This is a genomic window from Massilia sp. Root133 (assembly GCF_001426525.1).
Taxonomy (GTDB): domain Bacteria; phylum Pseudomonadota; class Gammaproteobacteria; order Burkholderiales; family Burkholderiaceae_D; genus Telluria; species Telluria orientalis.
This window is the reverse complement of the sequence record NZ_LMEW01000031.1, coordinates 253,046-277,301: the sequence shown is the minus strand read 5'-3', so window position 1 is coordinate 277,301 and position 24,256 is coordinate 253,046. Positions and strand designations below refer to the sequence as shown.

The window sequence follows — 24,256 nt, the reverse complement described above, 5'->3', positions numbered from 1 at the left end:
GAACGAGGCCCGGCTTCGGCCCTTCAGCATGGGTTCCCGCCTGCGCGGGAACGACGAGCTCTATCCACGTGCCGCCCCTGGAGGAACCATGGAGATCCTGCTCCAACTCGTCGTGTCCGGCATCGCGCTCGGCATGATCTATGCCGTGATCGCGTTCGGCTACCAGCTCACGTTCGCCACGTCCGGCACCCTCAACTTCGGCCAGGGCGAGGCGCTGATGCTCGGCGCGCTCGTCGGCCTGTCGCTCGTCGGCACCATCCACGGCGGGCCTTATCTCGGCTACTGGCTGATGATTCCCATCGTCGTCCTGTTCGGCGCACTGCAGGGCGTGTTCGTCGAATGGATCGCCGTGCGGCCCGCGATCCGCATCAAGTCGGAGTTCGGCTGGATCATGTCGACCATCGCCCTCGCCATCATCTTCAAGAACGTGGCCGAGAACATCTGGGGCAAGGACGTGCTGCCCTTCCCGTCGCCGCTGTCGTCCGAACCGTTCACCGTGCTCGGCGCGAACGTGCAGCCGATGCAGGTGGCCGTGATCGTCGGCGCGCTCGCCATCATGTTCGCCGTCGAGATCTTCAACCGCAAGTCCATCTACGGCAAGGCCGTCGTCGCCACCGCGAACGACCGCGACGCGGCGGGCCTCATGGGCATCAACACCGGCATGGTCATCACGTTCTCGTACGCGCTGTCGTCCGCGACGGCCGCCTTCGCGGGCGCCCTCGTCGCGCCCCTGACGCTCACGAGCGCCACGATGGGCGCGTCGCTGGGCCTGAAGGCGTTCGCCGTCGCGATCATCGGCGGGCTGACGTCGGGCATGGGCGCCATCGTCGGCGGCATCATCCTCGGCATCGCGGAAACGGCGACCGGCTTCTACCTGTCGACCGGCTACAAGGAAGTGCCGGGCCTCGTCCTGCTGCTGCTCGTGCTGGCCGTGAAGCCGTCCGGCCTGTTCGGCAAGGCCGCCATCAAGAAGGTATGACGATGAACAAGCTGACCTGGAGCGGCGCGATCGCGGGCATCGCGCTGCTGGCCGCCTTTCCCGTGCTGGTCGGGAACCCGTACTACATCCACCTCGTCGAGACGATCCTGATCTACGCGATCCTGCTGTTCGGCCTCGACATCGTCGTCGGCTACACGGGCCAGGTGTCGCTGGGCCACGCCGGCCTGTTCGGCGTGGGTTCGTACGTGACGGGCGTGCTCGTGATGAAGCTGGGCGCCGCATGGTGGCTCACGCTCCCGGCCAGCATCGCGGGCGCGGCGCTGTTCGGCGCGATCCTCGCCCTGCCCGCCCTGCGGGTGACGGGGCCGTATCTCGCGATGGTCACGCTGGCCTTCGGCACCATCGTGCAAATCCTCATCAACGAGATGACCTTCCTCACCGAGGGCCCGATGGGCATCATGCTGACGAAGCCCACCGTGGCCGGGCACGAGCTGTCGGAAGTCGAGTACTACTACGCCGTGGCCGCGCTGATGATCGTGTCGCTGCTGCTCGTGCACCGGCTGCTGAAATCGCACATCGGCCGCGCGTTCGAGGCGCTGCGCGACAGTCCCATCGCGTCGGACTGCATGGGCGTCTCCGTGTACCGTTATAAAGTCTATGCGTTCGTGATCAGCGCCGGCTTCGCGGGCCTGGCCGGCAGCCTGTATGCCTATTCCGAACAGTACATCTCGCCCAACACGTACAACTTCGAGCTGACGATCCTGTTCCTGCTCGCGGTGATCATGGGCGGCCGCAAGACCCGCAGCGGCGCGCTGATCGGCGCCGTGATCGTCGTGATGCTGCCGAGCCTCCTGTCCGACATCGACCTGTTCCGCCGCATCGCCATCGGCGCCGCGATCCTCGCCGTCGTCGGCGCGGGGCTGCTGCTGGCGCGCCGCAAGACGACCGCGCGCCGCGTCGCCATCCCCGTCGTGGCGACGCTGGCGCTGGCCGTGGTCTCCTACAAGCTGGAAAGCATGGTCGACTGGCGCCTGACGATCTTCGGCCTCATGACGCTGTTCGTCGTCTACTACCTGCAGGAGGGCATCGTGGGCTTCCTGCGCGACCTGCTCGGGCGCGGCCGCACGCATGCGCGCGCGCTGGCGGACCACGGCGGCGATCCGTTCGCCGGCGTGCCGCAGGCGGAAGCCACCGGCGGCGATCTGCTGAAAGTCGAGCAGGTGCTGATGCAGTTCGGCGGCCTGAAGGCGCTGAACCAGGTGGACCTGGCCGTCGCGCGCGGCACCGTGCACGGCCTGATCGGGCCGAACGGGTCGGGCAAGAGCACGATGATGAACGTCCTCACCGGCATTTATAAACCGACGGCCGGCCGGGTCGTCTTCGCCGGCAGCGGCATCACGGGCCGCACGCCCGCGCAGATCGCGCTGGGCGGCATCGCGCGGACGTTCCAGAACGTGCAGCTGTTCGGCGAGATGACGGCGACGGAAAACATCCTCGTCGGCCTGCACCACAGCTTCCGCTCGAACGTGTTCGACGCCATGCTGCACACGCCGCGCCGCTTGCGCGAGGAACTGGCCGCGCGCGCGCGGGCGGCCGCGATCCTGAGTTTCGTCGGCCTCGCCGACCTCGTCGACGAAGAAGCGCGCAACCTCCCCTACGGCAAGCAGCGCCTGCTGGAGATCGGCCGCGCGCTGGCGCTCGACCCGCGCCTGCTGCTGCTGGACGAACCGGCCGCGGGCCTGACGGCGCCGGACATCCGCGAGCTGATGGCCATCATCCGCAAGATCCGCGACCACGGCATCACCATCGTCCTGATCGAACACCACATGGACGTCGTGATGTCGATCTCGGACACCGTCACCGTGCTGGATTTCGGCCAGAAGATCGCCGAGGGCACGCCGGCGCGCGTCCAGTCCGACCCGCGCGTGATCGAAGCCTACCTGGGCGGCGCCGGCGAACCCGCCGCCTCCGCCGCCGTCTGAGGAGACCGCATGCTCACCATCGACAACCTGCACGCGGCCTATGGCAAGGTCGAAGTGCTGCACGGGATCTCGCTGGAAGTCCCGAAAGGCAAACTCGTCACGCTGATCGGTTCCAACGGGGCCGGCAAGACGACGACCATGCGCGCCATCTCCGGCATGATCAAGCCGCGCGGCGGCAAGGTACTGCTCGCCGGCCGCGACATCACCGGCATGGAATCGCACCGCATCGCGCGCGCGGGCCTCGCCCATTCGCCGGAGGGGCGGCGCGTGTTCGCGACGATGACCGTCACGGACAACCTGCTGCTGGGCGCCTTCCCGCGCTTCACCCGCTCGCGGCCGAAGGGCGACGTGCAGCACGACCTGGAGCGCGCACTGGAACTGTTCCCGCGCCTGAAGGAACGCCGCACGCAGCTGGCCGGCACCCTGTCCGGCGGCGAGCAGCAGATGCTGGCGATGGCGCGCGCCGTCATGCTGAATCCGGACGTCGTGCTGCTGGACGAACCGTCGATGGGTCTCGCGCCGATCCTCGTCGACGAAGTCTTCCGCATCATCGCGCGGCTGAAGACGGAAGGCGTTACCATGCTGCTCGTCGAGCAGTTCGCCCAGGCCGCGCTGAACGTGGCCGATTACGGCTATGTGCTGGAAAACGGCAGCATCGCCGTGCACGGCCCCGCCGCGAGCTTGAAGAACGATCCGAAGGTGGTCGCGGCCTACCTGGGCGGCGCCCACTGACGGATCGCATCCGCCAGCGCATCGAGGTCCTCGGGCCCGTTGTACAGGTGCGGCGTCACGCGCACGATCTCGGTGCCGCCGAATTTGCGCGTGACGGTGAAGATGCGGTGTTCATCCATCAGCCGCCGCGCGACCTCCGCGGCCGGCACGCTGTCGATGCCGAACGCGCCCAGCGCGCAGTGCAGGTTCGGATCGCGCGGCGTGTAGATCTGCACGCCGGGCAGGTCGCGCACCTGGTCCATCCAGCGCCGCGCGAGCCAGCGCAGGCGCGCTTCCTTGTTGCGCGCGCCGATCGCCGCGTGGAACGCCAGCGCGTCCTCGATGGCCATGATCGGCGCCGGCGGCACGGTGCCGAACGCGCCCAGCTTGTCGATGTCGGTGCGGCCGAACGTCACGTCGCCGTACAGCGGCGCGATGTCGGCGATGCGTTCGCGTGCGATGTACAGCAGGCCCGTGCCCAGCGGCGCGCCGACCCATTTGTGCAGGTTGAACGCCGCGAACTGCGTGCCCAGTTGCGGGATCCTGTAGTCCAGTTGCGCGAGCGCGTGAGCGCCGTCGACGATGGGATCGACGCCGCGCTCGCGCGCCAGCGCGGCCAGGCGCGCCACCGGCATGATGCGGCCGGTACGGTGCACGATGTGCGTGATCAGCAGCACGCGGGTGCGCGGCGTGATCGCGTCCGCGTACAGCGCCGCGATCGCGTCCTCGTCTTCCAGGTCGTGGGGCACGTCCACCTCGATGACGGCCAGGCCCTTGCGCGCCGCGACCATGCGGACGATGTCGTGGCTGAAGTCGTAGTCGTGGCGCGCCATCAGGATCGCGTCGCCGGGTTCGAACGGATAACCCTGGAACACGATGTTCAACGACTCGACGGCGCTGCGGGTGATCAGGAGCTCATCGGGCGCGACGCCGGTGAAGCCGGCGAGCAGCGCCTTCACGTGCGCGAGGCGCGCGGGCCAGCGCTTGCGCAGGAAGAACGCGTTCTCGACGTCGACCTCCTCCTGGTAACGCTTGAGCGCCGCGCGCACGGGATCGGCCGGCATGCCGAAGTAGCCGTTCTCCAGGTTGAGGAAGTCGGGCGAGCGCGTGTATTGCGCGCGGACGGTGGACCAGAACGATTCGTCGTCGGGAAGGATGGCGGTCAAGACGGGCTCCTGTCGGGCGTTGTGCAACCGCCATCATAGCCCGCCCCGGTCAATGCTGCAGGCGTCCCCCCAGCGCCAGCGCCGCCGCGAGATTGCGCGCCGCGCGGCGCAGGTTGTCCGCGCCCGCGGCCAGCGCCTCGGCGACGGAACACGGCCGCGCGACCGCCGCGACCACGACCTCGATGCCGTGCGCGTGCACGGCATCCGCATCGACCGCGAGGCCGCCGCCGATGGCGACGACGGGCTTGCCGTGGCGGCGCGCGACGTTCGCCACGCCCATCGGCGTCTTGCCGTGCACGGTCTGGCCGTCGATTCGGCCCTCTCCCGTCACGACGAGGTCCGCGTCGCGCACGGCCGCATCGAGCCCGACGGCATCAAGCACGATCTCGACGCCGGGTTTCAGCTGCCCTTCCAGGAACACCACCATCGCGGCCGCGATGCCGCCGCCGGCGCCCGCGCCAGGGGTTTGCGCGATGTCCTCGTCAAGGTCGCGCCGGATGACCTCCGCATAATGCGCGAGCGCGGCGTCGAGCTGGGCGACCATCGCCGGCGTCGCGCCCTTCTGCGGGCCGAACACGGCGGACGCGCCGCGCGGGCCGACGAGCGGGTTGTCGACGTCGCACGCGATCCGGAATTCCGCCTCGCGCACGCGCGGGTCGAGCCCGGAGGCGTCGATGCGGTCGAGGCGCGCCAGTTCCGCGCCGCCCGGGCCGAGGTCCCTGCCGTCCGCATCGAGCAGGCGCACGCCCAGCGCCTGCAGCATGCCGGCGCCACCGTCGTTGGTCGCGCTGCCGCCCACGCCCAGCACGAACCTGCGCGCGCCGGCATCCAGCGCCGCGCGGATCAGTTCACCCGTGCCGCGGCTCGTGGCCGTGCGCGGATCGCGCAAGTCGGGCGGCACCCCTTCCAGGCCGCTGGCCGCCGCCATCTCGATCACGGCGATGCCGCCGGCCTCGCCGTAGAACGCGTCCACCGCCTGGCCCAGCGGGCCTGTCACGCGCACGTCCACGCGCCGGCCGCCGGTCGCGTCGATCATGGCCTGTACCGTGCCCTCGCCGCCGTCGGCCACGGGCACCTTCACGTAGGTCGCGTCGGGCCAGACCTCGCGCATGCCGGCCTCGATGGCGTCGGCCACCTGCAGCGCCGTCAGGCTTTCCTTGAACGAATCGGGGGCGATGACGATCTTCATGGGTTGTCCTTGATCTCGATGCCCGGAAGGATATACGAGCCCGGACTTCAGCGGGAATATATTGCTCTATCGACAAAAAGTCGTTCATAATCCTGCGACCCGACCCAGGAGAACGCCATCCAGTCACCCCTCGTCCGCCTGCGCCTGCGCTGGTATGCCATCAGCACCGCACGCCTGTTGCTGCGCCGCTGGCAGGCCATCCTGCTCGCCACCGGCGTGCTGGCGTCGGCCAACGCGTCCGCCTTCGGCAACCTCGACACCTACGCGCGCCCCCTGCTGACCCTGCTCGCACCCGGCCACGGCGCCATCTGGCGCACGGGCTATCTGCTCGCCCTGCTGCTGCTCGCGGCCGCCTGGGTCGCCATGCAGCGCGACCAGGTCGCGGGCGGTCCGTTCATGGCATTCGCCGGATCGCTGCCGTTCACCCCGCGCCAGCGCCGCCGTGCCGACCTGGCCGTGCTGCTGCTGGCCGATTCGCCGCTGCTGGTCGTCACCGCCTGCGCGCTTGGGCTGACCGCCGGCCGCGGCGCACCGGCCGCCCACGCCGTGCTGCTGGCCGACGTCGCGCTGCTGGCCCTGGTCGCGCAACAAGCCGTGCTGGAACGGCGTGCCGGCGCGTGGCCCGGCGTGGCCGCCGGCGCGGTGTTGGCGGGGGCGGCGTTCGGCACGCGCCTCGACCTTGCCGCGAACCTGCTCGTGGGCGCGGCGGCGGCATGTGCCCTCGTCATGCAACCGCGGCCGCGCGCACAGCGCCGCGTACCAAGCCCGCACGCGCGCCGCGCCAGCCCGCCCGCGCCGGGCGGACGTCGTGGCGCCGCGCTGCAAATGTCGCTCGCCGTCCTGTTGCGCGAGCGCCGCGGCGAACTGCTCGCGACATGCCTGACCGCCGCGGCCATCGCGGCGGCGGCCGTCGGCCTCGTGGAGCTGTTCGAGCGGGATGCCCGCAGCTTTCCCACCATGCTGCTGGCCGAGGGCGCCATCGCCCTAGCGTTCAGCGGCCTGTTTCGCGGCCTGCATCTCGCGCATCGCGCCAGCATGGGCTACCTGGGTGCGCTGCCGCTGCCCGCCGCCTGGTGGCGCCCGTACGACCTGGCGGCCGTGCTGGCGGCGGCCCTGCCGTTCCTGGCCGCGCTGACGGCTTGCGCGTGGGCCATCGGCGCCACGCCGGCGCACGCGCTGGCGGCGCTGGCCTCGAACGCGGCCCTGCTGTGCGCACTGCGCACGCCCCAACTGATCAGCGACCGGCATGCCGTCGTCCTGACGACCATCGCGGCGGGCTGCTGGACGGCAGGCACGTTCGCCTGCCTGCTTTAGGAGACACCATGCTGCGCTTCGACGACGTGAGCAAATCATATGGATCCCGGGCCGTGCTGCAACGGCGGACCGGACGCTTCGCGCCGGGCGCCTACGCATTGCGGGGGCCGAACGGCATCGGCAAATCGACCTTGCTGCGGGTGCTGGCCGGCGTCGACGAGGCCGATGGCGGCGACATCGTCATCGACGGCCACTCCCTGCGCGCGCAACCGGCCTCCGCGAAAGCCCGCCTGGCCTACGCGCCGGACGAGTGCCCCGTGTACCCGTTCGTGACGGGCCGCGAACTGCTGGCGTTCGTGGCCTGGGCCAAAGGCTGCGCGATCCCGGACAAGGTCACCCGCATCGTCGAACGCTTCGGTCTCGCGCGCCATCTCGACACGCGCTGCGGCGCCATGTCGCTGGGCACGCAAAAGAAGCTGATGCTGGCGGCGGCGTGGATCGGCGAACCCGCCGTGCTGCTGCTCGACGAACCGTCGAACGGCCTCGATGCGGACGCGCGCGCCGTACTCGCCGACCTGCTGGCGGCGCAACGGGACACGTCCGTCGTCTTCATGTCCACGCACGACAAGGCATTCGCGGATGCGATCGGCGCGGCAGAGATAGAATTCGAAACACTCACAGACCGTTAATCGGGGAGGTGCGATGACACAGCCTGCTTCACTCGTCGCTGTGGCCGCCGCGCTGGCGTCGCCGCCGGCGCATGGCCGGCAGTGGGACGCGGTGTATTTTGTGAAATGAACCGGCTGGCCGACATGGACACGCAACTCTTCTTCATCTGCTTCCTGACGTTCGTGATCCACCTGATCGGGACCCTGGCGTATTCGGTACGGATCGCCGGCGTACGGACCGGGCGGATCGCCGTGTCGCTGGCCCTGTTCGGCATTCTCATGCTCGTGTCGCGGACGTCGAATTCGTTCCTGGGCCCGTTCCTGGCGAAGCGCGTCGAGACCCATCTCGACGCGCTCGCCGGCGGCGCGCTGCTCGCCGATTTTCGCTGGCTGCTCGTATCCGCAAGTCTTGCGACGGTGGCGGGCGCCCTGCTGATTCCGACGTTCCAGCGTGTATTCTGCCGCGCGGTCCTGCATTTCCAGGCACATCGCTCGATCCCGAAGCTGATCCTCCATGGTTTCTTCAAGGGTGGCCTCTCGTACGTCCGGGACGTCGCCCGCATGCCCGCCGCGCGCAACATGACCGGATTCCGGTCGGGACATGGCGTGTCGGGCCGGATCACGCTGCTGAACGTCGGCGCCACCGCGCTCTGGACCGTCGGCGTGTTCGCGGCCCTGTACGCCGGCGTGCTCGACCCGTCGGTCCGCGTCACCTCCAGCACGCTCTCCTCGATCATCAACGGCGGCGCGACCATCATGATGGCCGTGTTCATCGACCCGCACATGTCGGGGATGACGGACGATGTCGTCGAAGGCAACGTCACGGAAAGCCAGTTCAGGAAGGCCATCGTCTGGCTGGTCGGCAGCCGGCTGGCGGGCACCGTCGCCGCGCAGGCGTTGCTGGTACCGGCGTCGCTGCTGATCGCGTCCGTGGCCCGCGTCATATGACCGGGCACGTGCTGTTCCGACGCGCAACCCACGCCGACATCCCCGCCATGTCGCGCATCCGGCTGGCCGTCACCGAGAACGCCTTGCGCGACCCCACACGGATCACGGTCGCGATGTACGAGGATTATCTGGAACGGTCGGGCCGCGGCTGGGTAGCCGAAGCCGATGGCGGCATCGTCGGCTTCAGCTACGCCGACAACGTGAACGCGTCGATCTGGGCGCTCTTCATCCAGCCGGGCCAGGAAGGACGGGGACTCGGCAAGGCGCTGCTCGAGCGGGCGGCGAACTGGCTGTTCGCGCAAGGCCACGCGCAGATCCGGCTGACGACCGGCGCCGGCACCCGCGCCGACCGCTTCTATGCGGCCCAGGGCTGGCGCCGCGCGCCCGTCAGCGCCACCGAGATCGCGTACACGCTGGCGCGCCCGGTGGTATCCTTGGCGCCATGACTACCGATTCCGATATTGAACTGTCCGGCCCATTCCAGGCCAGGGACGCCAATGGCCGTAACCTCGACGTCAAGTCGATCCGCATTTTCGACGAGGGCTACGGGATCATCGACGTGTACGTGAAATTCAAGGACCGTCTCGACCCCGGCGCCTACAAGGACTCCGTCCTCGTGCGCGCCATCATCGACCGGCTGCGCGCCGTCGGGTACAAGGGGCCGGACTTCGGCCACAGCGATCCCGGCCTGCAGGAGAGCCGTCTCATCGTGCTCGAGGCGCCCGAGGAATTCGCGCCGTTCGCGAAAAGCAAGGGGTGGAAGAACCTGGCCGAGGATTTCGACGAGTAACGCGTCATGCCGCGCCGGTCTGGTCCCCGGCAAAATCAGATTGTTTCGTGATACACGCGCTGGCCGCCTTGCGGTTGGCGTGCTCCGCCCTAGACTGGGATGACCACACCGGCGGCCGACATCGTGCCGTTGCGACGCGATGCCTGACCGAAGTCTCCATGTACTTCGTGAAGGAACGATCATGCGTCCCCTGTACCTGATGCTCATCCCCGTCCTGCTCGTGTCCGCGTCCGGCACGCAGGCGCAAACCCTGGCGCCGGACGACCCCGTCGCCGTCGTCCAGGTCAAACCCATGGACGGGCCCTACCGCCTGCGCAACGAGCAAGCCCGGCAGATCGCTGGCACGTACGAGATGTCGAACGGCTGGTCCGTCGACGTGCGTCCCGACATGCGCCACGTGGACGTCCTCATCGACCGGAACAGGCCGCTGCGGCTCCTTGCCATATCGCCCCGGAAGTTCGTGTCCGGCGACGGTAACGTGACCATGGAATTCAGCCGCGGCAACGACGAGAACGACATGACGCTGCGCTACGTGCCGGGCGTCGGCATGGCCGAGGTCGTGCTCACCTCGGTGTCGATCGCGCAGCGCTAGGCGCCGCCCGCCCCGAACAGATCGTGCGCGTCGAGGATCGCGTACGTGATCCCGGGATGGCGTTCCAGCACCCTGCGCACGGCCGCGGGCACGGACTGGCGCACCTTCTTGCACAGGCCCGGCCGGTCTTCCAGCACGATGAGGATGCCGCGCAAGGTGCGCACCTCGTTCGGACCGGGCGCGATCTTCAGTTCGACGCCGAGGTTGGCGCGGATGCGCTCCTGCAGGCGTTTCAGGTCGTCGTAGCTGGCGACGGCGTCGATGCGCTCGAGCAGTTTTTGCTCTTCCGTGCGGGTGAGGCGCAGCGGGCGCAGGTCCGCGTCCGGATCGGCGAGCAGGATCTCGCGCCCGCAGACGCAGGCGCCGGGAGGACATTCGGTGCGGATGGGTATCGATACTTGTTGCAACATGGGGTCACGCTGTCAACGGATGGCTCGTCCGGGAAGGTAGTGTATCTCATTTAATACGCCCGCCATGCGCCGCCAGTGCGAGCCCTTCCAGAACACGCCATGGCAGCGGTCGCACGTGCTGAACTCGTCCTGCGTGGCGGCCACGCGCGGCGGCAGCCGGTCCCTCACCTCCGCCTTCGCGATGGGCCGCAGCGGCGCATTGCACGACAGGCACAGCGTGAACGGGCGCATGCGCTCGGCCAGGCCGAAGCGCTCGGCCACTTCGCGCAGCTGCGCTTCCGCCTTCAATGCCCGCACGTAGCAGCCGTACGCGATGCCGCGGCGCTTGAGCAGTTCGCGGTCGCGCGTCAGCACGGCGCGGCCGTCATCGAGCGCGATCGCTTCGACTTCGGCGTCGTTCAGCGTATTGCGGTAGATGGTGTCGAACCCCGCCATTCTCAACAGCCGCGCGAGACCGCCGAGATGCGCGTCCGCGACAAAGCGCACGCGGCCCGGCGGACGCTGGTCCAGCCGCGCCACGTCGGCCACATCGAAGGTCGTGAAGCGCGGGTAGACGGCGATGCGGTCGCCCTCTTCCAGGATGTCGTCCAGGCCCCGCGACTCGCCGTTCAGCAGCACCAGTTCCACCTCCGTGTGCGGCACGCCGAGCGCCTCGATCATGTGCTTGGTCGTGGCGGCGCGCGCGCACGGCGCCGCGAAGGAGCGTCCGCGCCGCTCACGCGCGAGGAAGTCGTTCAGTTCGCCGTAGAAGCGGAACGTCGCGCTGACCATGATTCGTCCACGCCGCGCAGCACCTCCAGTGCGTTCGGCACCGAATGGCCCTCGGCCGTGTTATCGAAGATGCACCAGAGGTCCGCGCCGGGCTGCTCCATCGCGACGATCCGCTGCTCGACCTCGCGCAGGAACTCCGGCGAATAGGACGAGTAGTAGATGCGCGGCGTGCCGTGCAGGCGGATGTAGGTCGACGCCGTCGTCGGCGCGTGCGGTCCGAGCTGGCCGGCGGGCGGATCGGCCATCACGCGCGTGACGCCGTGCTCGCGCAGCAGCGCGGTCGCCGTGTCGCCGAACCACGTCGGATGACGCCCTTCCAGCGCCAGCATGCAGGGAAAGCGTGCGCGCAGGCGCGGCAGGAAATCGGCGACGGTCTCCGCATCGAACACGCCGCTCGGCGGCAACTGGACGAGCACGCAGCCCAGTTTCCGGCCCAGTTCGCCGGCTTCGCGGACGAAACGGTCGAGCAACTCGTCCGCGTCGCGCAGCTTCGCCTCGTGCGTGATCGCCTTCGGCAGCTTGACGGAGAAACGAAAGGCGTCGGGCACGCTGGCGGCCCAGCGGGCGTAGGTGTGCGGCTGGTGCGGCCGGTAGAATGACGAGTTGATCTCGACCGCGGGGAACACGGCCGCGTAACGCTCGAGGTGGCTGCCTTCGACGGGGAAGTCGGCCGCCACGTCCTTGTTGAGGCCCCAGCCGGCGCAGCCGATCAGGGGCCGATTGACTGCCGTGGATTGCAATTCGCTCATCTGGACCCATGTTGGAGGGCATCCGCCCGGCATCCGATTCTATGTCGAACGGCATGATCGACGGCGCACGCGCCACCGGGCCCAGAATATCGATTACCTACAGGAGGAAACCATGGCCGAGTCCCTGCACATCGTCTGTCCGCACTGCGACGCCGTCAACCGCGTCGCGGGCGAGCGCCTGGCCGACCAGCCCGTCTGCGGCAAATGCGCCAAGGCGCTGTTCACGGCCCAGCCCACGGACGTGTCGTCCGTCCGCTTCGACAAGCACGTCGGGCGCAACGATATCCCCGTCCTCGTCGATTTCTGGGCCGCGTGGTGCGGCCCGTGCCGCATGATGGCGCCCGCGTATGCGCAGGCCGCCGGCCGGCTGGAGCCGCACGTGCGCCTGCTGAAGGTCGATACGGAAGCGTCGCAGGATCTCGCGGCGCGGTACGACATCCGCAGCATCCCGACGATCGCCTTGTTCCAGGGCGGCCGGGAGATCGCGCGCCAGGCCGGGGCGATGGATGCGAACCGCCTCGTCGCGTGGGTGCAGCAGACCGCGCGCGCCGCATGAGCGGCCGATCGGTTATGGTAATGGCAATCTAGAACCAGGAGAGATCATGGCCCAGGAACTCGTCTACGAACGCGGCCTCGAGGATGCGAAGCAGTTCGCCCGCATCCTGTACGTCGCGCATGCGCTCACGTTTTTCTTTTCGCTCGGCACGCTGTCGATCCTCGTGCTGATCGTAAATTACATGCGCCGGCCCGATACGGCCGGGACGATGGTGTACAGCCACCACACGTGGATGATCCGGTCGTTCTGGTTCTACCTGGTCTGGATGGTGGTCGCGGTGGTGCTTGCCATCACGATCATCGGGATTCCGATCGCGTGGCTCGTCGGCGCGGGTGCGTGGGTGTGGATGGCGTACAGGATCATCCGCGGCTTCCTCGACCTGAACAACAACCGCGCGATGCCGGTGTGATCAGAGCCGGCCGAGCGCCTGCTCGATGTCCGCGATGAGATCGTCGGTCCCTTCGAGGCCGATGTTGAAGCGCACGAGCGGGCCCGTGTCGGGCCAGTCGCGCCGCATCCCCTGCATCCGGTACGGCACCGCGAGGCTGTGCGTCCCGCCCCAGCTGTACCCGATGCCGAACAGTGCCAGCGCGTCGACGAAGCGGTCGACCTGCTCGCCCGAAAAACGCGCGTCGAAGACCACGGAGAACAGGCCGCCCGCGCCCGTGAAATCGCGCTGCCACACGTCGTGGCCGGGGCAATCCTCGAATGCCGGGTGCAGCACCTTCGCGATTTCGGGACGGCCTTTCAGCCACGCCGCCACCTTGCGCGCGGACGCATCGTGCGCGTCGAAGCGCAGCTTCATCGTTTCCAGCCCGCGCAGCACGAGCCAGGCATCGTCGCCGCCCACGCCCATGCCGAGGCGCATGTGCGACGTCGCGATGCGGTCGTTGATGGCGGTGTCGCGCGTGATCACGGCGCCCATCAGTACGTCCGAGCCGCCCGACTGGTATTTCGTCAGCGCCTGCATGACGATGTCGGCGCCGACGTCGAAACCGCGCAGCGCGAGGCCTGCGGCCCAGGTGTTGTCCAGCGCGACCAGGATGCCCTTGTCGTGCGCCGCCGCGCTGATCGCGCGCAGGTCCGGCACTTCCATCGACACGGAGCCCGGCGCCTCGGTCCAGATCAGCTTCGTGTTCGGCTGGATCAGGTCCGCGATGCGCGCGCCCACGAGCGGATCGTAGAAGCGCGCAGAGATGCCGAAGTCGTTCGCGAGCCAGCGTCCCAGCTCGCGCGTGGGGTTGTAGACGTTATCGGGCAGCAGGACGTCGTCGCCCGACTTCAGCAGCGCCAGCAGGATCATCGAGATCGCGGCCAGCCCGGACGGCGCCAGCAGGCAATGCGTGCCGCCTTCGATGGCCGCCAGGCGCGCTTCCAGCGTGAACGTCGTGGGCGTGCCGTGCAGGCCGTAGGTATAGGCCTGCTTGCTGCGCCAGTCGCCCGAGCGCAGGCTGGCCACGTCCTTGAACAGGACCGTGGACGCGTGGTGGATCGGCGTCGGGTATGCGGCGAAGCCGGCCGGCGGGCGGTAGTCGCTGTGGGTGAGCGTGGTCTGGATGGACTTTGTCTTCGTCACGTCGGATGCTCCATGCATCGTCGTTCCCGCGAAAGCGGGAACCCATGCCGAGTCACTTCAGCCGACTCAATATGGTTTCCCGCGTGCGCGGGAAAGACGGGTAATCAGGCGACCGTCGCCCACAGGTCGTGCGCATCCGCCTTCGTCACGACCACGTCGATGAATTCTCCCACGGCCGGCTTGGCCTTGCCCGGCGTGAGGGCGCGCTTGATGTGGACGACGCCGTCGATTTCCGGCGCATCCGCAGCCGAGCGGCCGACCGCTTCGCGCGGGCCCGCTTCGTCGACGAGCACGCGGATCGTCTTGCCGACCTTCGCCTGCAGGCGCTGCGCCGAGATTTCTTCCTGCAGCAGCATCACGCGGGCGCGGCGCTCTTCCTTGACCTCGTCCGGCACCGGATTCGCGATCTCGTTCGCCGTCGCGCCTTCGACCGGCGAGTAGGCGAAGCAGCCCAGGCGGTCGATCTGCGCTTCCTTGAGGAAGTCCAGCAGGTATTCGAATTCCGCGTCCGTCTCGCCCGGGAAGCCGGCGATGAACGTCGAGCGGATCGTGAGGTCCGGGTTCATCTTGCGCCATGCCTGGATGCGGTCGACGTTTTTCTCGCCGCTGGCCGGGCGCTTCATGCGCTTCAGGACGTCCGGATGCGCGTGCTGCAGCGGGATGTCGAGGTAGGGCAGGACGTGCTCGCCCATGAACGGGATCACCTGGTCCACGTGCGGGTACGGGTACACGTAGTGCATGCGCACCCACGCGCCGTACTGTTTCGCCAACTGGCCCAGCGCTTCCATCAGCTGCGTCATGTGCGTCTTGACGGGGCGGCCGTTCCAGAAGCCGGTGCGGAACTTGACGTCCACGCCGTACGCGCTCGTGTCCTGCGAGATCACGAGCAGTTCCTTGACGCCCGCCTTGAACAGGTTCTCCGCCTCCTGCAGCACGTCGTGGATGGGACGCGACACCAGGTCGCCGCGCATCGACGGGATGATGCAGAAGCTGCAGCGGTGGTTGCAGCCTTCCGAAATCTTCAGGTAGGCATAGTGCTTGGGCGTGAGCTTGACGCCGTGGTCGGGCACGAGGTCGATGAACGGGTCGTGCGGCTTGGGCAGGTGGATGTGGACGGACTCCATCACTTCGGCCACGGCGTGCGGGCCGGTCACCGCGAGCACCTTCGGGTGCACCTTGGTGATGATGTCGCTGCCCGATGCATCCTTCTTGGCGCCCAGGCAACCCGTGACGATCACTTTGCCGTTTTCGGCCAGCGCCTCGCCGATCGCATCCAGCGATTCCTGCACGGCCGCGTCGATGAAGCCGCAGGTGTTGACGATCACGAGGTCCGCGCCGGCATACGACTTGGCGGTCTCGTAACCCTCCGCGCGCAGCTGCGTGAGGATCTGTTCGGAGTCGACGAGCGCCTTCGGGCAGCCGAGCGAGACGAAACCGACCTTCGGCGGCACGGCATTGCCGGCGGCGTCGGAGGTGGCGGGAAGAGGGTTACGGCGGAGTTCTTGCATTGTCGGATTGCGGCAAACGTTCAGGGCAATCCGCGATTGTACAGGAAGCGGGGGCGGAGGGAAATCGATGGCCTTGGAACGTCGCCCCTGCGAAGGCAGGGGCCCAATTTCAGCGCCGCGGGAGCGCCCGGGAACCTGGATTCCCGCCTAGGCGGGAAGTCATTTCCGGCAATGCCGGGAAGTCATTTCCGGCATTGCCGGGAATGACAGATTTGAGTGCGCCGTACTTTATGCACTCATTTCTTCTCCGGCGGCACCCCGAACGGGAACGCGCCGAACATCGCCTTGCTCTGGCTCTGCATCTGCTCCTGCATCTGCAGGAACAGGTTCTTGCTCTGGTCGATGTAGTTGTTCATCATTCCCTGCATCATCGGGCCCTGGATGTTCATGAACTGGGTCCACATCTCGGTGCTGAACGGCTTGCCTTCCATCGCGCCCGTGGCCGAGCCGACGAATTTGTTCTGGATGTCGGTGAACGCCTGCACGTTCTTTTCCAGGTAGGAACCCATCATGCCCTGCATCGCGTGGCCGTAGTAGCGGATGATCTGGGACAGCACGCCGCTGGAGAACATCGGCACGCCGTGCGCTTCCTCTTCGAGAATGATCTGCAGGAGGATGCTGCGGGTCAGGTCTTCGTTCGTCTTGGCATCCACGACCGTGAACTCGTCGGAATCGAGGACGAGTTGCTTCACGTCGGACAAGGTGATGTAAGAACTGGTCTGGGTGTCGTACAGCCGGCGGTTCGGATACTTCTTGATCAGGCGTTCAGTGCTTTTTTTGACACTACTCATCTCATTTCCATGTACAGCGCCGTAGCGCATTTATTATGCGGCGACCGCGGGGATCTCCTGCGGCGTCTCCGATTCCAAGAGGATATCCGCTAAAAATACCACGTTGCGAACGCAGGTGCAGCAATTATTCGCTGAGCAACTGAATGATTTTTTTCGCAACGCGGCTGCCGCCTCTTCAATCGGCCCTGGCCTTGACGTATCGGCCCGGCGCCGGCTCGATCGCCGGATACTGCGCATTGCCCGGCTGTGCGGGCGGCGCGACTTCCTTGCCGCCGTGTTCGACGAGGAATTTCGCCCATTCCGGCCACCAGCTGCCCTTCTTCTCGACGGCGCCGCCCATCCAGTCGGCCGGCGTCTTCGGCCGCGTCTTGCCGCCCTCGTTGACCCAGTAGCTGCGCTTGTTCTTCGACGCCGGGTTGATCACGCCGGCGATGTGACCGGACGCGCCCAGCACGAAGCGGTTGTTCTTCGGCTTTTTCGGGTTCAGCAGGCCCATCGACGCGAACGCCGCTTCCCACGGCACGATGTGATCTTCCTTCGAGCCGTACAGGAAGGTCGGGCAATCGATGGCGCCCAGGTCGACCTTGACGCCCGCCACCGTCAGCGCACCCGGCACCTTCAGCTTGTCTTCGAGATACGTGTTGCGCAGGTACCAGCAATACATCGGGCCCGGCAGGTTCGTGCTGTCGGCATTCCAGTACAACAGGTCGAACGCGGGCGGCGTCTTGCCTTTCAGGTAGTTTTGCTGGACATAGTTCCACACGAGATCGTTCGGACGCAGCGCGGAGAACGTCGTCGCCAGGTCGCGACCCGGCATCAAGCCGCCGCGGGACAGCTGCTGTTCGCGCAGCTTGACCTGGGTCTCGTCGACGAACACGTCGAGCACGCCGGTGTCCGAGAAATCGAGCAGCGTGGTGAACAGCGACAGGCTGGCGGCCGGTTTCTGGCCGCGCGCGGCCAGCACGGCCAGCGCCGTCGCGGCGATCGTGCCGCCCACGCAGAAGCCGAACACGTTCACCTTGTCCTGGCCCGTGATGGCGCGCGTGGCGTCGAGTGCGCGGATCGCGCCCTGTTCCACGTAATCGTCCCACGTCGTGCCGGCCAGGCTCTGGTCCGGATTGCGCCAGGACAGCATGAACACCGTATTGCCCTGCTCCACCAGGTAGCGGACGAGGGAATTCTCCGGCTGCAGGTCGAGGATGTAGTATTTGTTGATGCACGGCGGCACCATCAGCAGCGGCACCTCGTGCACGGTGGGCGTCGCCGGCGTGTACTGGATCAGCTGGAACAAGTGATTCTCGAACACGACCGTGCCCGGTGTCATACCGACATTGCGGCCCACTTCGAACGCGGACTCGTCCGATTGGGAGATGCGGCCCTTCTGCAGGTCGGCCAGCATGTTCTGCAAGCCTTTCGTGAGACTTTCGCCCTTGGTCTCGATCATTTTCTGCTGGGCTTCCGGATTCGTCGCGAGGAAGTTCGCGGGCGACATCGCATCGACGATCTGCTGGACGGCGAACCGGATTTTCTGCTTGTCGCGCGGCGGCGCTTCGACGGCCTCGGCCAGCGCCATGAGGAATTCGGAATTCAGCAGGTAGGACGCGACGCTGTACGCGGACATCGCGTTCGCCGTCCACTCGGGCGCGGAAAAGCGGCGGTCGCTGAACGACGGCAGCTTGCCGGTGACAAGATCCTGCCACAGCTTCATCGCCTTTTGCAGGTAATCGTTGCGCAGCGCTTCCAGCTTGCCCTGCGACAGCCCGGCGCCGATATCGCCCAGCATCTTGGCCACCGGTGCGAACGCTGCCGAGCCGTCGGCCCCGTCAGGGAGTTTCATCCAGGACTGCCAGGCGGAGGGATCGGTGAATTGCGCAAACGGCGCCATCCAGGGTGCGGCAAGCATCTGCGGGGTAGCATCAGGCGTATTCATAAGGCGTCCATTGTGTAGAATCGTTTTATCGACAGCAACCGGAGCATCGCATGTGGATCGTAGCCATAGGATGGATGTACGTCGTAACCCTGATGGCGGCGACGGAGCCGACTGTGGTTGGCGGCATTATGACTTTTTTCGGCTATGGCGTGTTGCCATTCTCAATCGTTTTTTACCTTGCGGGATCAAGACGGCGGCGCGCCCGCGCGGCACAGGCGGCGCCGAGGACGGCTGACGGAACACCGGTCGTGCCCGTGGCAGGCCATGTGGCCGGCGCCGATGGCGGTGCGGCCGGAGACGCCCGCGATGGGGGCCGCTGAACGGCCCGCGCTTACTTCAACCAGATGAGGCTGGCCTGCCGGCCGGTGACGCCGTCGCGGCGATACGAATAGAACCAGTCGGTCTCGGTCGCGGTGCAACGGTCGCCGCCATGGACGCGCGTGATCCCGTCGCGGGCCAGCATGCGACGCGCCAACAAATACATGTCCGCCAGATACTTGCCCGGTCGCCCCGCATACGGCCGGAAAGCATCGTCCACCTGCCCCGGCAACGCGGCCTCGAAGGCGGCCAGCACGTCGCCGCCCACTTCGAACGCGTCCCGGCCGATCGCCGGCCCGAGCCAGGCCGTGATCTCGCCCGCGCCAGCCGCGCGCATGGCCGCGACCGTCTGACCGAGCACGCCGCCGGCCAGCCCGCGCCAGCCCGCATGCGCGGCGCCCGCGACCTTGCCGCCCAGGTCCGCGAACAGCACGGGCAGGCAGTCGGCCGTGAGGATGGCGCAGACGACGCCCGGCACCGTCGCGATGCTCGCATCGCCCGTAAGCACGGGACCGCCCGGCTGGACGGCCGCCGCATCGACGACGTCGGGACCGTGCACCTGCGCGATCCACGCGGGCGGGCCCGGCAGGCGCGCGCACAGGCGCATCCGGTTGGCCTGCACGGCCTCCGGATCGTCGTTCACGTGCCTGCCCAGGTTCAGCCCGCCACCGTCGCGCCCGTCGCCGAACGGGCCCATGCTGACGCCGCCACGCCGCGTCGTGGCCAGGGCACCGAACGCGTCAGGCAGATCGGGCCATTGGGTCGCGGGGTGGATCAGATCAGCGTCCTGCAGATCGGATTCCGGCATCAGATCGCTTCCGGTTCTTCGATCCCGGCCTGTTCCAGAAGTTCCGCGAAATCGTCGGCCAGCGGCACGACCCATTCCATGTGCTCGCCGGTGGCCGGGTGCGTGAGCCCAAGACGGCGCGCCTGCAGCGCCTGGCGGTGGAAGAACGAACGCAGGTGCTGCTTGCCGTACACGGTGTCGCCGACGAGGCTGTAGCCCAGCGACTGCATGTGCACGCGGATCTGGTGCGTGCGGCCCGTCTCCAGGCGGCATTGCACGAGGCTGACCGGGCGGCGGTCGAGCTCGCCCGTCTCCAGCAGTTCGTAGTGCGTGATGGCCGGCTTCGCCGACGGGCTGTTCGACACGGCCATCTTGACGCGGTCCTTCGCATCGCGGCTGATCGCCGAATCGATGGTGCCGTAGGCACGCGGCGTGCCCCACACGAGCGCGAAATATTCGCGTTTCACCGTGCGCGCCTGCAGCTGGCGCACGAGGTCCGTCTGCGCTTCCAGCGTCTTGCCGACGACCATCAGGCCGCTCGTGTCCTTGTCGAGGCGGTGCACGATGCCGGCACGCGGCACGGACACCAGTTGCGGGCAGTGATACAGCAGCCCGTTCAGCAGGGTGCCCGACCAGTTGCCCGAGCCCGGATGCACGACGAGGCCGGCCGGCTTGTTGATGACGATGATGGCGTCGTCCTCGTGGACGATGTCCAGTTCCATCGCTTCCGGCGTGTAGGCCGTGTCCTCGGGCGCCGGCTGCGGCACGACGGTGACCGTCTCGTCGCCATAGGCCGTGCTCTTGCCCTTCGCCGGCTTGCCGTCGACGAGGATGTGGCCCTCGTCGAACCATTGCTGCAGGCGGCTGCGCGAGAACTGGGGCACCAACCCGGCCACGACCTTGTCCAACCGCTGGCCGCAGTGTTCTGGCTCCAGTTCCAGGGAGATCGGAGAATAATCAGGGCCACCGGTGCCGGCATCGAGCTCGGCGTCGAGGTCCTCATCCAGGTCGGGGTCGAAAAGGTTTTCCGCCGAATTCGGCGCAGCAGTTAATATCACGTCAGTCCCATCGGCTATAATCAGCCGTTCGTTGAATCTCGGTAAAACTTTCTTGCACTAAGAGCTTATGCAAAAAAAATTGTCTGTATTAGTCCTGACTAGCGTCCTGCTCAGTTTGTCAGCTTGCGGTTTGTTGCCGGAAAGATCCGACGAAAACAAGAACGTGTCAGCATCGAAATTATACGCTGACGCGCAGGAGGAAATGGCGGGCGGCCACTACGAAGCCGCGATCAAGCTGTTCGAACGCCTCGAATCCAACTATCCGTTCGGCACCTACGCCGCCCAGGCGCAGATGGAAATCGCCTATGCGCACTACAAGGCGCAGGACCAGGCCGAGGCGCTGGCCGCCGTCGAACGCTTCATCAAGCTGCACCCGAACCACCCGCAGGTCGACTATATGTACTACCTGCGCGGCCTGATCAATTTCAACGACCAGATCGGCTTCCTCAGCTTCATCTACGCCCAGGATCCGACCGAGCGCGACCCGAAGGCGACGCGCGAAGCGTTTGCCGCGTTCAAGGAACTGGTCGACAAGTTCCCGAACAGCAAATACGCTCCGGACTCGGTCGCCCGCATGAACTACCTGATCAACGCGATGGCGCAGTACGAAGTGCACGTGGCGAACTACTACTACCGCCGCGGCGCCTACCTGGCCGCGCTGAACCGCGCCCAGGGCGCCGTTACCCAGTTCAGCGAAGCCCCGGCGCGCGAGGAAGCACTGTTCATCATGATTCGCGCCTACGACAAGCTGGGCATGTTCGACCTGCGCGACGACACGCAGCGCATCTTCACCATGAACTACCCGAACAGCCGCTTCATGGGCGGCAAGGGTTCGGGCGACGCGCCGTGGTGGAAGTTCTGGGCCAAGGCCGGCCCCAAACCGGCGCCGAAAGACGCCGTGCAGTAACCCCAGTGCCCGCGGAAGCGGGCTTTTTTTCGCCCCCCTGCCCCAAAATTCGGGGTCAGAGCACATTTCCGATCAATATCCTGCGACCAGTTGCTCTGGCAACGCTCTGCGCGCGTTCACGCCGTCCATGGACATTCGCGCCCGGCGCCACGCGCAGAACTTACTTCGAGGACCTTGCGCAAAAAAGTGCTCTGACCCCGAATTTGTCGACGTCGTCAGCCTTCGATGCGCCGGCGGAACACCCAGGATTTGTCCGTCGACACGGCCTCGTCGTACGCATACCCGTCCACGTCGAAGTCCTTCAGGCGCTCGACGTCCGTGATGCCCTGCTCGGCCGCATGGCGCGCCATCATCCCGCGCGCCCGCTTGGCGAAGAACGAGATGATCTTGTACTTGCCGTTCTTCCAGTCTTCGAACACGGGCGTGATCACGGGCACGTCCAGCAGCTTCGGCTTGACGGACTTGAAGTATTCTTCGGACGCGAGGTTCACGAGGACCGGCGCGCCCGCCTCCTTCAGGTCCGCGTTCAGCGCGGCCGTCACCCGCTCGCCCCAGAAGGCATACAAATCCTTGCCGCGCGGGTTCGCGAGGCGCGTGCCCATCTCCAGGCGGTACGGATGCATGGCGTCTAGCGGTCGCAGCACGCCGTACAGGCCCGACAGGATGCGCACGCGGTCGCGCACATAACCGAGCGCGTGCTTGCCGAGCGTGCGCGCAGCCAGGCCCGTATACACGTCGCCGTCGAACGACATGATGGTCTGGCGGGCGTCGGCGTGGTCCGGGTGCCAGTCGGCGTAACGGGTCACGTTCAGCACCGACAGCTGGTCCGAGATATCCATCAGCGCGCCGATCTCGGCCGGCGATTTCGGCTTGAGAACGCGGATCAATTCGGCGGCATCGTCGATGAAGCGGGGCGTCGTGCGCTCCTGCGTGGTGGGTGGCGATTCGAGGTCGAGGGACTTGGCGGGCGAGAGAACGATCAGCATTTAGTTATGAAACACGTACAGCGGGTAAAATTGCTGACATGATACCTGCTTCAGCGAAACCCATCGTCATCGACACCAACGTCTGCCTCGACCTGTTCGTTTTCCGCGACCCGCGCTGGGCGCCCCTGCTCGCCGCGCTGGAGTCCGGCACGGTGCGCGCCGTCACGCGCGCCGACTGCCGCGACGAATACCGGATCGTGCTGCATTATTCTCACCTGCCGCTCGACGACGATACCCGTCCGCAGGCGGAGGCCGCCTTCGACGCCCTGATCGAGGTCGTGGCGCCGACGTCGCGCGCGCTGCGCCTGCCGGTCTGCACGGACCGCGACGACCAGAAATTCCTCGAGATCGCGCGCGACGCCGATGCCGCCGTCCTCGTCACGAAGGACAAGGCGTTGTTGAAACTGGCCCGCCGCGCCGCGCGCGAGAACCTCTTCCGCATCATGACGCCCGACGCTTGGGTCAAGACCGAGGCGCCGGCAGCCCCACCCAACCCGTACGCACCATGACCACACCCGTCCTGCAATCGCGCCTGCCGGCCGTCGGCACCACCGTGTTCACCCTGATGTCCGCGCTCGCGGCCGAGCACGGCGCCGTCAACCTGGGCCAGGGCTTCCCCGACTTCGACTGCGATCCGCGCCTGCTGGACGCCGTCGACGCCGCCATGCGCGCGGGCCACAACCAGTACGCGCCGATGACCGGCCTGCCCGTGCTGCGCGAGGCCATCGCCGCCAAGCTGGCCGCGCTGTACGGCCACGCCTACGATGCCGCCACCGAGATCACGATCACGGCCGGCGCCACGCAAGGCATCATCACCGCGATCCTGTGCGCCGTGCATCCGGGCGACGAGGTGATCGTCATCGAGCCCTGCTACGACAGCTACCAGCCGTCGATCACCCTGGCCGGCGGCGTGCCGGTGCCCGTCGCGATGCGCGTGGACGCCGGCGGCTACAGCGTGCCATGGGATGCCGTCGCGGCGGCCGTCACGCCCAGGACGCGGATGATCGTCGTGAACACGCCGCACAACCCGACCGGCACGATCCTGCGCCGGGCCGACCTCGATGCGCTGGCCGCCATTGTCGACGGGACCGATATCCTGATCCTGGCGGACGAGGTGTACGAGCACATGGTCTACGACGGCCAGCCGCATGCGTCGGTGAGCCGCCATCCCGTGCTGGCGGCGCGCGCATTCGTCGTGTCGAGCTTCGGCAAGACCTATCACGTGACGGGCTGGAAGGTGGGCTACGTGGCCGCGCCGGCGCCGTTGATGGCGGAATTCCACAAGGTCCACCAGTACAACGTCTTCAGCGTGAACACGCCGATGCAGGCCGGCCTGGCCGCCTTCATGCGCGACCCGGCGCCGTGGTGCGACCTGCCCGCGTTCTACCAGCGCAAGCGCGACCTGTTCCGCGCGGGGCTGGCGAACACGCGGTTTACCCTGCTGCCGGCGGACGGCACGTATTTCCAGTGCGTGCGCTACGACGGGATTTCGGACCTGAGCGAATCCGAATTCGCGCAGTGGCTGACGCGCGAGATCAAGGTGGCCGCGATTCCCGTGTCGGCCTTCTACAGCAAGCCGACGGAGTCCGGCATCGTGCGGTTCTGCTTTGCGAAAAAGGACGAGACGCTGAACGGCGCCCTCGAGCGGTTGGCGACAGTGTGACGCGGG

The 24,256-nt window shown here is 67.2% G+C and carries 26 protein-coding genes; 14 read left to right on the top strand and 12 right to left on the bottom strand.

All coding sequences use genetic code 11. The features are described from left to right. Nucleotides 1–88: 88 nt before the first annotated feature. Genes ASD28_RS19325 through ASD28_RS19315 form a run of 3 tightly spaced genes read left to right on the top strand, consistent with a single transcriptional unit; the run spans nucleotide 89 to nucleotide 3,654 of the window. Nucleotides 89–979, top strand: a complete 891-nt coding sequence (locus ASD28_RS19325; RefSeq protein WP_056131728.1) for a branched-chain amino acid ABC transporter permease — start codon at nucleotides 89–91, stop codon at nucleotides 977–979. After that, nucleotides 976–2,922 (top strand): ATP-binding cassette domain-containing protein, encoded by a 1,947-nt coding sequence (locus ASD28_RS19320; protein WP_056131724.1) that lies wholly within the window; start codon nucleotides 976–978, stop codon nucleotides 2,920–2,922. The genes ASD28_RS19325 and ASD28_RS19320 overlap by 4 nt, the downstream gene beginning before the upstream one ends. Before the next feature lie 9 nt (nucleotides 2,923–2,931). Beyond that, nucleotides 2,932–3,654: an ABC transporter ATP-binding protein gene (locus ASD28_RS19315; RefSeq protein WP_056131722.1), complete on the top strand. Its 723-nt coding sequence runs from the start codon at nucleotides 2,932–2,934 to the stop codon at nucleotides 3,652–3,654. Here the strand turns inward: ASD28_RS19315 and ASD28_RS19310 are convergent. Both ASD28_RS19310 and ASD28_RS19305 read right to left on the bottom strand, forming a co-directional pair. Continuing rightward, nucleotides 3,633–4,799, bottom strand: a complete 1,167-nt coding sequence (locus ASD28_RS19310; RefSeq protein ID WP_056131719.1) for an aminotransferase class V-fold PLP-dependent enzyme — start codon at nucleotides 4,797–4,799, stop codon at nucleotides 3,633–3,635. The genes ASD28_RS19315 and ASD28_RS19310 overlap by 22 nt on opposite strands. A gap of 49 nt (nucleotides 4,800–4,848) precedes the next feature. Continuing rightward, nucleotides 4,849–5,988, bottom strand: coding sequence for a glycerate kinase (locus ASD28_RS19305; RefSeq protein ID WP_056131716.1), 1,140 nt, complete (start codon nucleotides 5,986–5,988; stop codon nucleotides 4,849–4,851). Nucleotides 5,989–6,165: 177 nt separating this feature from the next. Here ASD28_RS19305 and ASD28_RS19300 point away from each other — a divergent pair, with 177 nt between their 5' ends. The 6 genes from ASD28_RS19300 to ASD28_RS19275 all read left to right on the top strand — a co-directional run bounded on the left by ASD28_RS19300 (nucleotide 6,166) and on the right by ASD28_RS19275 (nucleotide 10,240). Continuing rightward, nucleotides 6,166–7,302 (top strand): hypothetical protein, encoded by a 1,137-nt coding sequence (locus ASD28_RS19300; RefSeq protein ID WP_056131713.1) that lies wholly within the window; start codon nucleotides 6,166–6,168, stop codon nucleotides 7,300–7,302. Between the two features lie 8 nt (nucleotides 7,303–7,310). Further along, the gene (locus tag ASD28_RS19295; protein ID WP_056131710.1) at nucleotides 7,311–7,931 is read left to right on the top strand and encodes an ABC transporter ATP-binding protein; all 621 of its coding nucleotides are present in this window, start codon (nucleotides 7,311–7,313) and stop codon (nucleotides 7,929–7,931) included. A gap of 123 nt (nucleotides 7,932–8,054) precedes the next feature. Further along, the gene (locus ASD28_RS19290) at nucleotides 8,055–8,858 is read left to right on the top strand and encodes a lipid II flippase Amj family protein (RefSeq protein WP_056132506.1); all 804 of its coding nucleotides are present in this window, start codon (nucleotides 8,055–8,057) and stop codon (nucleotides 8,856–8,858) included. An 8-nt stretch (nucleotides 8,859–8,866) separates the two neighbouring features. Beyond that, nucleotides 8,867–9,304 carry a GNAT family N-acetyltransferase gene (locus ASD28_RS19285; RefSeq protein WP_307168651.1) on the top strand — a complete coding sequence of 146 codons (438 nt, stop codon included), beginning with the start codon at nucleotides 8,867–8,869 and terminating at the stop codon, nucleotides 9,302–9,304. Further along, nucleotides 9,301–9,648 carry a hypothetical protein gene (locus ASD28_RS19280; RefSeq protein ID WP_056131704.1) on the top strand — a complete coding sequence of 116 codons (348 nt, stop codon included), beginning with the start codon at nucleotides 9,301–9,303 and terminating at the stop codon, nucleotides 9,646–9,648. Before ASD28_RS19285 ends, ASD28_RS19280 begins: the two co-directional genes overlap by 4 nt. 181 nt (nucleotides 9,649–9,829) lie before the next feature. Further along, on the top strand, nucleotides 9,830–10,240 hold the full coding sequence (locus ASD28_RS19275) for a hypothetical protein (RefSeq protein WP_056131699.1): 411 nt from the start codon (nucleotides 9,830–9,832) through the stop codon (nucleotides 10,238–10,240). Here the strand turns inward: ASD28_RS19275 and ASD28_RS19270 are convergent. The 3 genes from ASD28_RS19270 to ASD28_RS19260 are packed head-to-tail and all read right to left on the bottom strand — an operon-like array spanning nucleotide 10,237 to nucleotide 12,170. Continuing rightward, nucleotides 10,237–10,650: a hypothetical protein gene (locus ASD28_RS19270; RefSeq protein WP_200948846.1), complete on the bottom strand. Its 414-nt coding sequence runs from the start codon at nucleotides 10,648–10,650 to the stop codon at nucleotides 10,237–10,239. The two genes, ASD28_RS19275 and ASD28_RS19270, sit on opposite strands and share 4 nt — an antisense overlap. 12 nt (nucleotides 10,651–10,662) lie before the next feature. Then, nucleotides 10,663–11,421 (bottom strand): Mut7-C RNAse domain-containing protein, encoded by a 759-nt coding sequence (locus tag ASD28_RS19265; protein WP_056131698.1) that lies wholly within the window; start codon nucleotides 11,419–11,421, stop codon nucleotides 10,663–10,665. Next, nucleotides 11,385–12,170 carry a DUF72 domain-containing protein gene (locus tag ASD28_RS19260; protein WP_056131697.1) on the bottom strand — a complete coding sequence of 262 codons (786 nt, stop codon included), beginning with the start codon at nucleotides 12,168–12,170 and terminating at the stop codon, nucleotides 11,385–11,387. Before ASD28_RS19260 ends, ASD28_RS19265 begins: the two co-directional genes overlap by 37 nt. Nucleotides 12,171–12,282: 112 nt before the next feature. Here ASD28_RS19260 and trxC point away from each other — a divergent pair, with 112 nt between their 5' ends. Further along, nucleotides 12,283–12,726, top strand: coding sequence for a thioredoxin TrxC (gene trxC / locus ASD28_RS19255; protein WP_056131696.1), 444 nt, complete (start codon nucleotides 12,283–12,285; stop codon nucleotides 12,724–12,726). A gap of 46 nt (nucleotides 12,727–12,772) precedes the next feature. Further along, a complete protein-coding gene (locus tag ASD28_RS19250; RefSeq protein WP_056131695.1) occupies nucleotides 12,773–13,135 on the top strand; it encodes a hypothetical protein in 363 nt (120 codons plus the stop codon). Here the strand turns inward: ASD28_RS19250 and ASD28_RS19245 are convergent, their stop codons facing one another. The 6 genes from ASD28_RS19245 to ASD28_RS19215 form a co-directional block, all read right to left on the bottom strand. Next, the gene (locus tag ASD28_RS19245; protein WP_082577281.1) at nucleotides 13,136–14,320 is read right to left on the bottom strand and encodes a cystathionine beta-lyase; all 1,185 of its coding nucleotides are present in this window, start codon (nucleotides 14,318–14,320) and stop codon (nucleotides 13,136–13,138) included. Nucleotides 14,321–14,406: 86 nt separating this feature from the next. Further along, a complete protein-coding gene (gene rimO / locus ASD28_RS19240; RefSeq protein WP_082577282.1) occupies nucleotides 14,407–15,810 on the bottom strand; it encodes a 30S ribosomal protein S12 methylthiotransferase RimO in 1,404 nt (467 codons plus the stop codon). Nucleotides 15,811–16,046: 236 nt separating this feature from the next. Next, the gene (gene phaR, locus ASD28_RS19235; protein ID WP_056131689.1) at nucleotides 16,047–16,601 is read right to left on the bottom strand and encodes a polyhydroxyalkanoate synthesis repressor PhaR; all 555 of its coding nucleotides are present in this window, start codon (nucleotides 16,599–16,601) and stop codon (nucleotides 16,047–16,049) included. A 175-nt stretch (nucleotides 16,602–16,776) separates the two neighbouring features. Continuing rightward, nucleotides 16,777–18,531 carry a class I poly(R)-hydroxyalkanoic acid synthase gene (gene phaC / locus ASD28_RS19230; protein WP_056131687.1) on the bottom strand — a complete coding sequence of 585 codons (1,755 nt, stop codon included), beginning with the start codon at nucleotides 18,529–18,531 and terminating at the stop codon, nucleotides 16,777–16,779. Nucleotides 18,532–18,862: 331 nt separating this feature from the next. Continuing rightward, entirely contained in the window at nucleotides 18,863–19,657 is a 795-nt protein-coding gene (pgeF, locus tag ASD28_RS19220) for a peptidoglycan editing factor PgeF (RefSeq protein ID WP_056131680.1), read from the bottom strand. After that, on the bottom strand, nucleotides 19,657–20,694 hold the full coding sequence (locus ASD28_RS19215; protein ID WP_056131677.1) for an RluA family pseudouridine synthase: 1,038 nt from the start codon (nucleotides 20,692–20,694) through the stop codon (nucleotides 19,657–19,659). Before ASD28_RS19215 ends, pgeF begins: the two co-directional genes overlap by 1 nt. Before the next feature lie 67 nt (nucleotides 20,695–20,761). Between ASD28_RS19215 and ASD28_RS19210 the strand changes: the two genes are divergently transcribed. Beyond that, the gene (locus tag ASD28_RS19210) at nucleotides 20,762–21,601 is read left to right on the top strand and encodes an outer membrane protein assembly factor BamD (protein WP_056131674.1); all 840 of its coding nucleotides are present in this window, start codon (nucleotides 20,762–20,764) and stop codon (nucleotides 21,599–21,601) included. 215 nt (nucleotides 21,602–21,816) lie between these two features. Here ASD28_RS19210 and yaaA read toward each other — a convergent pair whose 3' ends face one another. Further along, entirely contained in the window at nucleotides 21,817–22,587 is a 771-nt protein-coding gene (yaaA, locus tag ASD28_RS19205) for a peroxide stress protein YaaA (protein WP_056131671.1), read from the bottom strand. A 38-nt stretch (nucleotides 22,588–22,625) separates the two neighbouring features. Here yaaA and ASD28_RS19200 point away from each other — a divergent pair, with 38 nt between their 5' ends. Further along, the gene (locus tag ASD28_RS19200; protein ID WP_056131668.1) at nucleotides 22,626–23,096 is read left to right on the top strand and encodes a putative toxin-antitoxin system toxin component, PIN family; all 471 of its coding nucleotides are present in this window, start codon (nucleotides 22,626–22,628) and stop codon (nucleotides 23,094–23,096) included. Then, nucleotides 23,093–24,250: a pyridoxal phosphate-dependent aminotransferase gene (locus ASD28_RS19195; RefSeq protein ID WP_056131664.1), complete on the top strand. Its 1,158-nt coding sequence runs from the start codon at nucleotides 23,093–23,095 to the stop codon at nucleotides 24,248–24,250. Before ASD28_RS19200 ends, ASD28_RS19195 begins: the two co-directional genes overlap by 4 nt. Nucleotides 24,251–24,256: the final 6 nt, after the last annotated feature.

What these genes read in the sequence shown, in the direction of transcription:
- trxC (WP_056131696.1), top strand. Translation starts at nt 12,283, where the DNA reads ATGGCCGAGTCCCTGCACATCGTCTGTCCGCACTGCGACGCCGTCAAC.
- ASD28_RS19275 (WP_056131699.1), top strand. Translation starts at nt 9,830, where the DNA reads ATGCGTCCCCTGTACCTGATGCTCATCCCCGTCCTGCTCGTGTCCGCG.
- ASD28_RS19315 (WP_056131722.1), top strand. Translation starts at nt 2,932, where the DNA reads ATGCTCACCATCGACAACCTGCACGCGGCCTATGGCAAGGTCGAAGTG.
- ASD28_RS19210 (WP_056131674.1), top strand. Translation starts at nt 20,762, where the DNA reads ATGCAAAAAAAATTGTCTGTATTAGTCCTGACTAGCGTCCTGCTCAGT.
- yaaA (WP_056131671.1), bottom strand. Translation starts at nt 22,587, where the DNA reads ATGCTGATCGTTCTCTCGCCCGCCAAGTCCCTCGACCTCGAATCGCCA.
- ASD28_RS19265 (WP_056131698.1), bottom strand. Translation starts at nt 11,421, where the DNA reads ATGGTCAGCGCGACGTTCCGCTTCTACGGCGAACTGAACGACTTCCTC.
- phaC (WP_056131687.1), bottom strand. Translation starts at nt 18,531, where the DNA reads ATGAATACGCCTGATGCTACCCCGCAGATGCTTGCCGCACCCTGGATG.
- ASD28_RS19250 (WP_056131695.1), top strand. Translation starts at nt 12,773, where the DNA reads ATGGCCCAGGAACTCGTCTACGAACGCGGCCTCGAGGATGCGAAGCAG.
- ASD28_RS19260 (WP_056131697.1), bottom strand. Translation starts at nt 12,170, where the DNA reads ATGAGCGAATTGCAATCCACGGCAGTCAATCGGCCCCTGATCGGCTGC.
- ASD28_RS19200 (WP_056131668.1), top strand. Translation starts at nt 22,626, where the DNA reads ATGATACCTGCTTCAGCGAAACCCATCGTCATCGACACCAACGTCTGC.
- ASD28_RS19270 (WP_200948846.1), bottom strand. Translation starts at nt 10,650, where the DNA reads ATGTTGCAACAAGTATCGATACCCATCCGCACCGAATGTCCTCCCGGC.
- pgeF (WP_056131680.1), bottom strand. Translation starts at nt 19,657, where the DNA reads ATGCCGGAATCCGATCTGCAGGACGCTGATCTGATCCACCCCGCGACC.
- ASD28_RS19280 (WP_056131704.1), top strand. Translation starts at nt 9,301, where the DNA reads ATGACTACCGATTCCGATATTGAACTGTCCGGCCCATTCCAGGCCAGG.
- ASD28_RS19195 (WP_056131664.1), top strand. Translation starts at nt 23,093, where the DNA reads ATGACCACACCCGTCCTGCAATCGCGCCTGCCGGCCGTCGGCACCACC.
- ASD28_RS19325 (WP_056131728.1), top strand. Translation starts at nt 89, where the DNA reads ATGGAGATCCTGCTCCAACTCGTCGTGTCCGGCATCGCGCTCGGCATG.
- ASD28_RS19290 (WP_056132506.1), top strand. Translation starts at nt 8,055, where the DNA reads ATGGACACGCAACTCTTCTTCATCTGCTTCCTGACGTTCGTGATCCAC.
- rimO (WP_082577282.1), bottom strand. Translation starts at nt 15,810, where the DNA reads ATGCAAGAACTCCGCCGTAACCCTCTTCCCGCCACCTCCGACGCCGCC.
- ASD28_RS19320 (WP_056131724.1), top strand. Translation starts at nt 976, where the DNA reads ATGACGATGAACAAGCTGACCTGGAGCGGCGCGATCGCGGGCATCGCG.
- ASD28_RS19245 (WP_082577281.1), bottom strand. Translation starts at nt 14,320, where the DNA reads ATGCATGGAGCATCCGACGTGACGAAGACAAAGTCCATCCAGACCACG.
- ASD28_RS19295 (WP_056131710.1), top strand. Translation starts at nt 7,311, where the DNA reads ATGCTGCGCTTCGACGACGTGAGCAAATCATATGGATCCCGGGCCGTG.
- ASD28_RS19305 (WP_056131716.1), bottom strand. Translation starts at nt 5,988, where the DNA reads ATGAAGATCGTCATCGCCCCCGATTCGTTCAAGGAAAGCCTGACGGCG.
- phaR (WP_056131689.1), bottom strand. Translation starts at nt 16,601, where the DNA reads ATGAGTAGTGTCAAAAAAAGCACTGAACGCCTGATCAAGAAGTATCCG.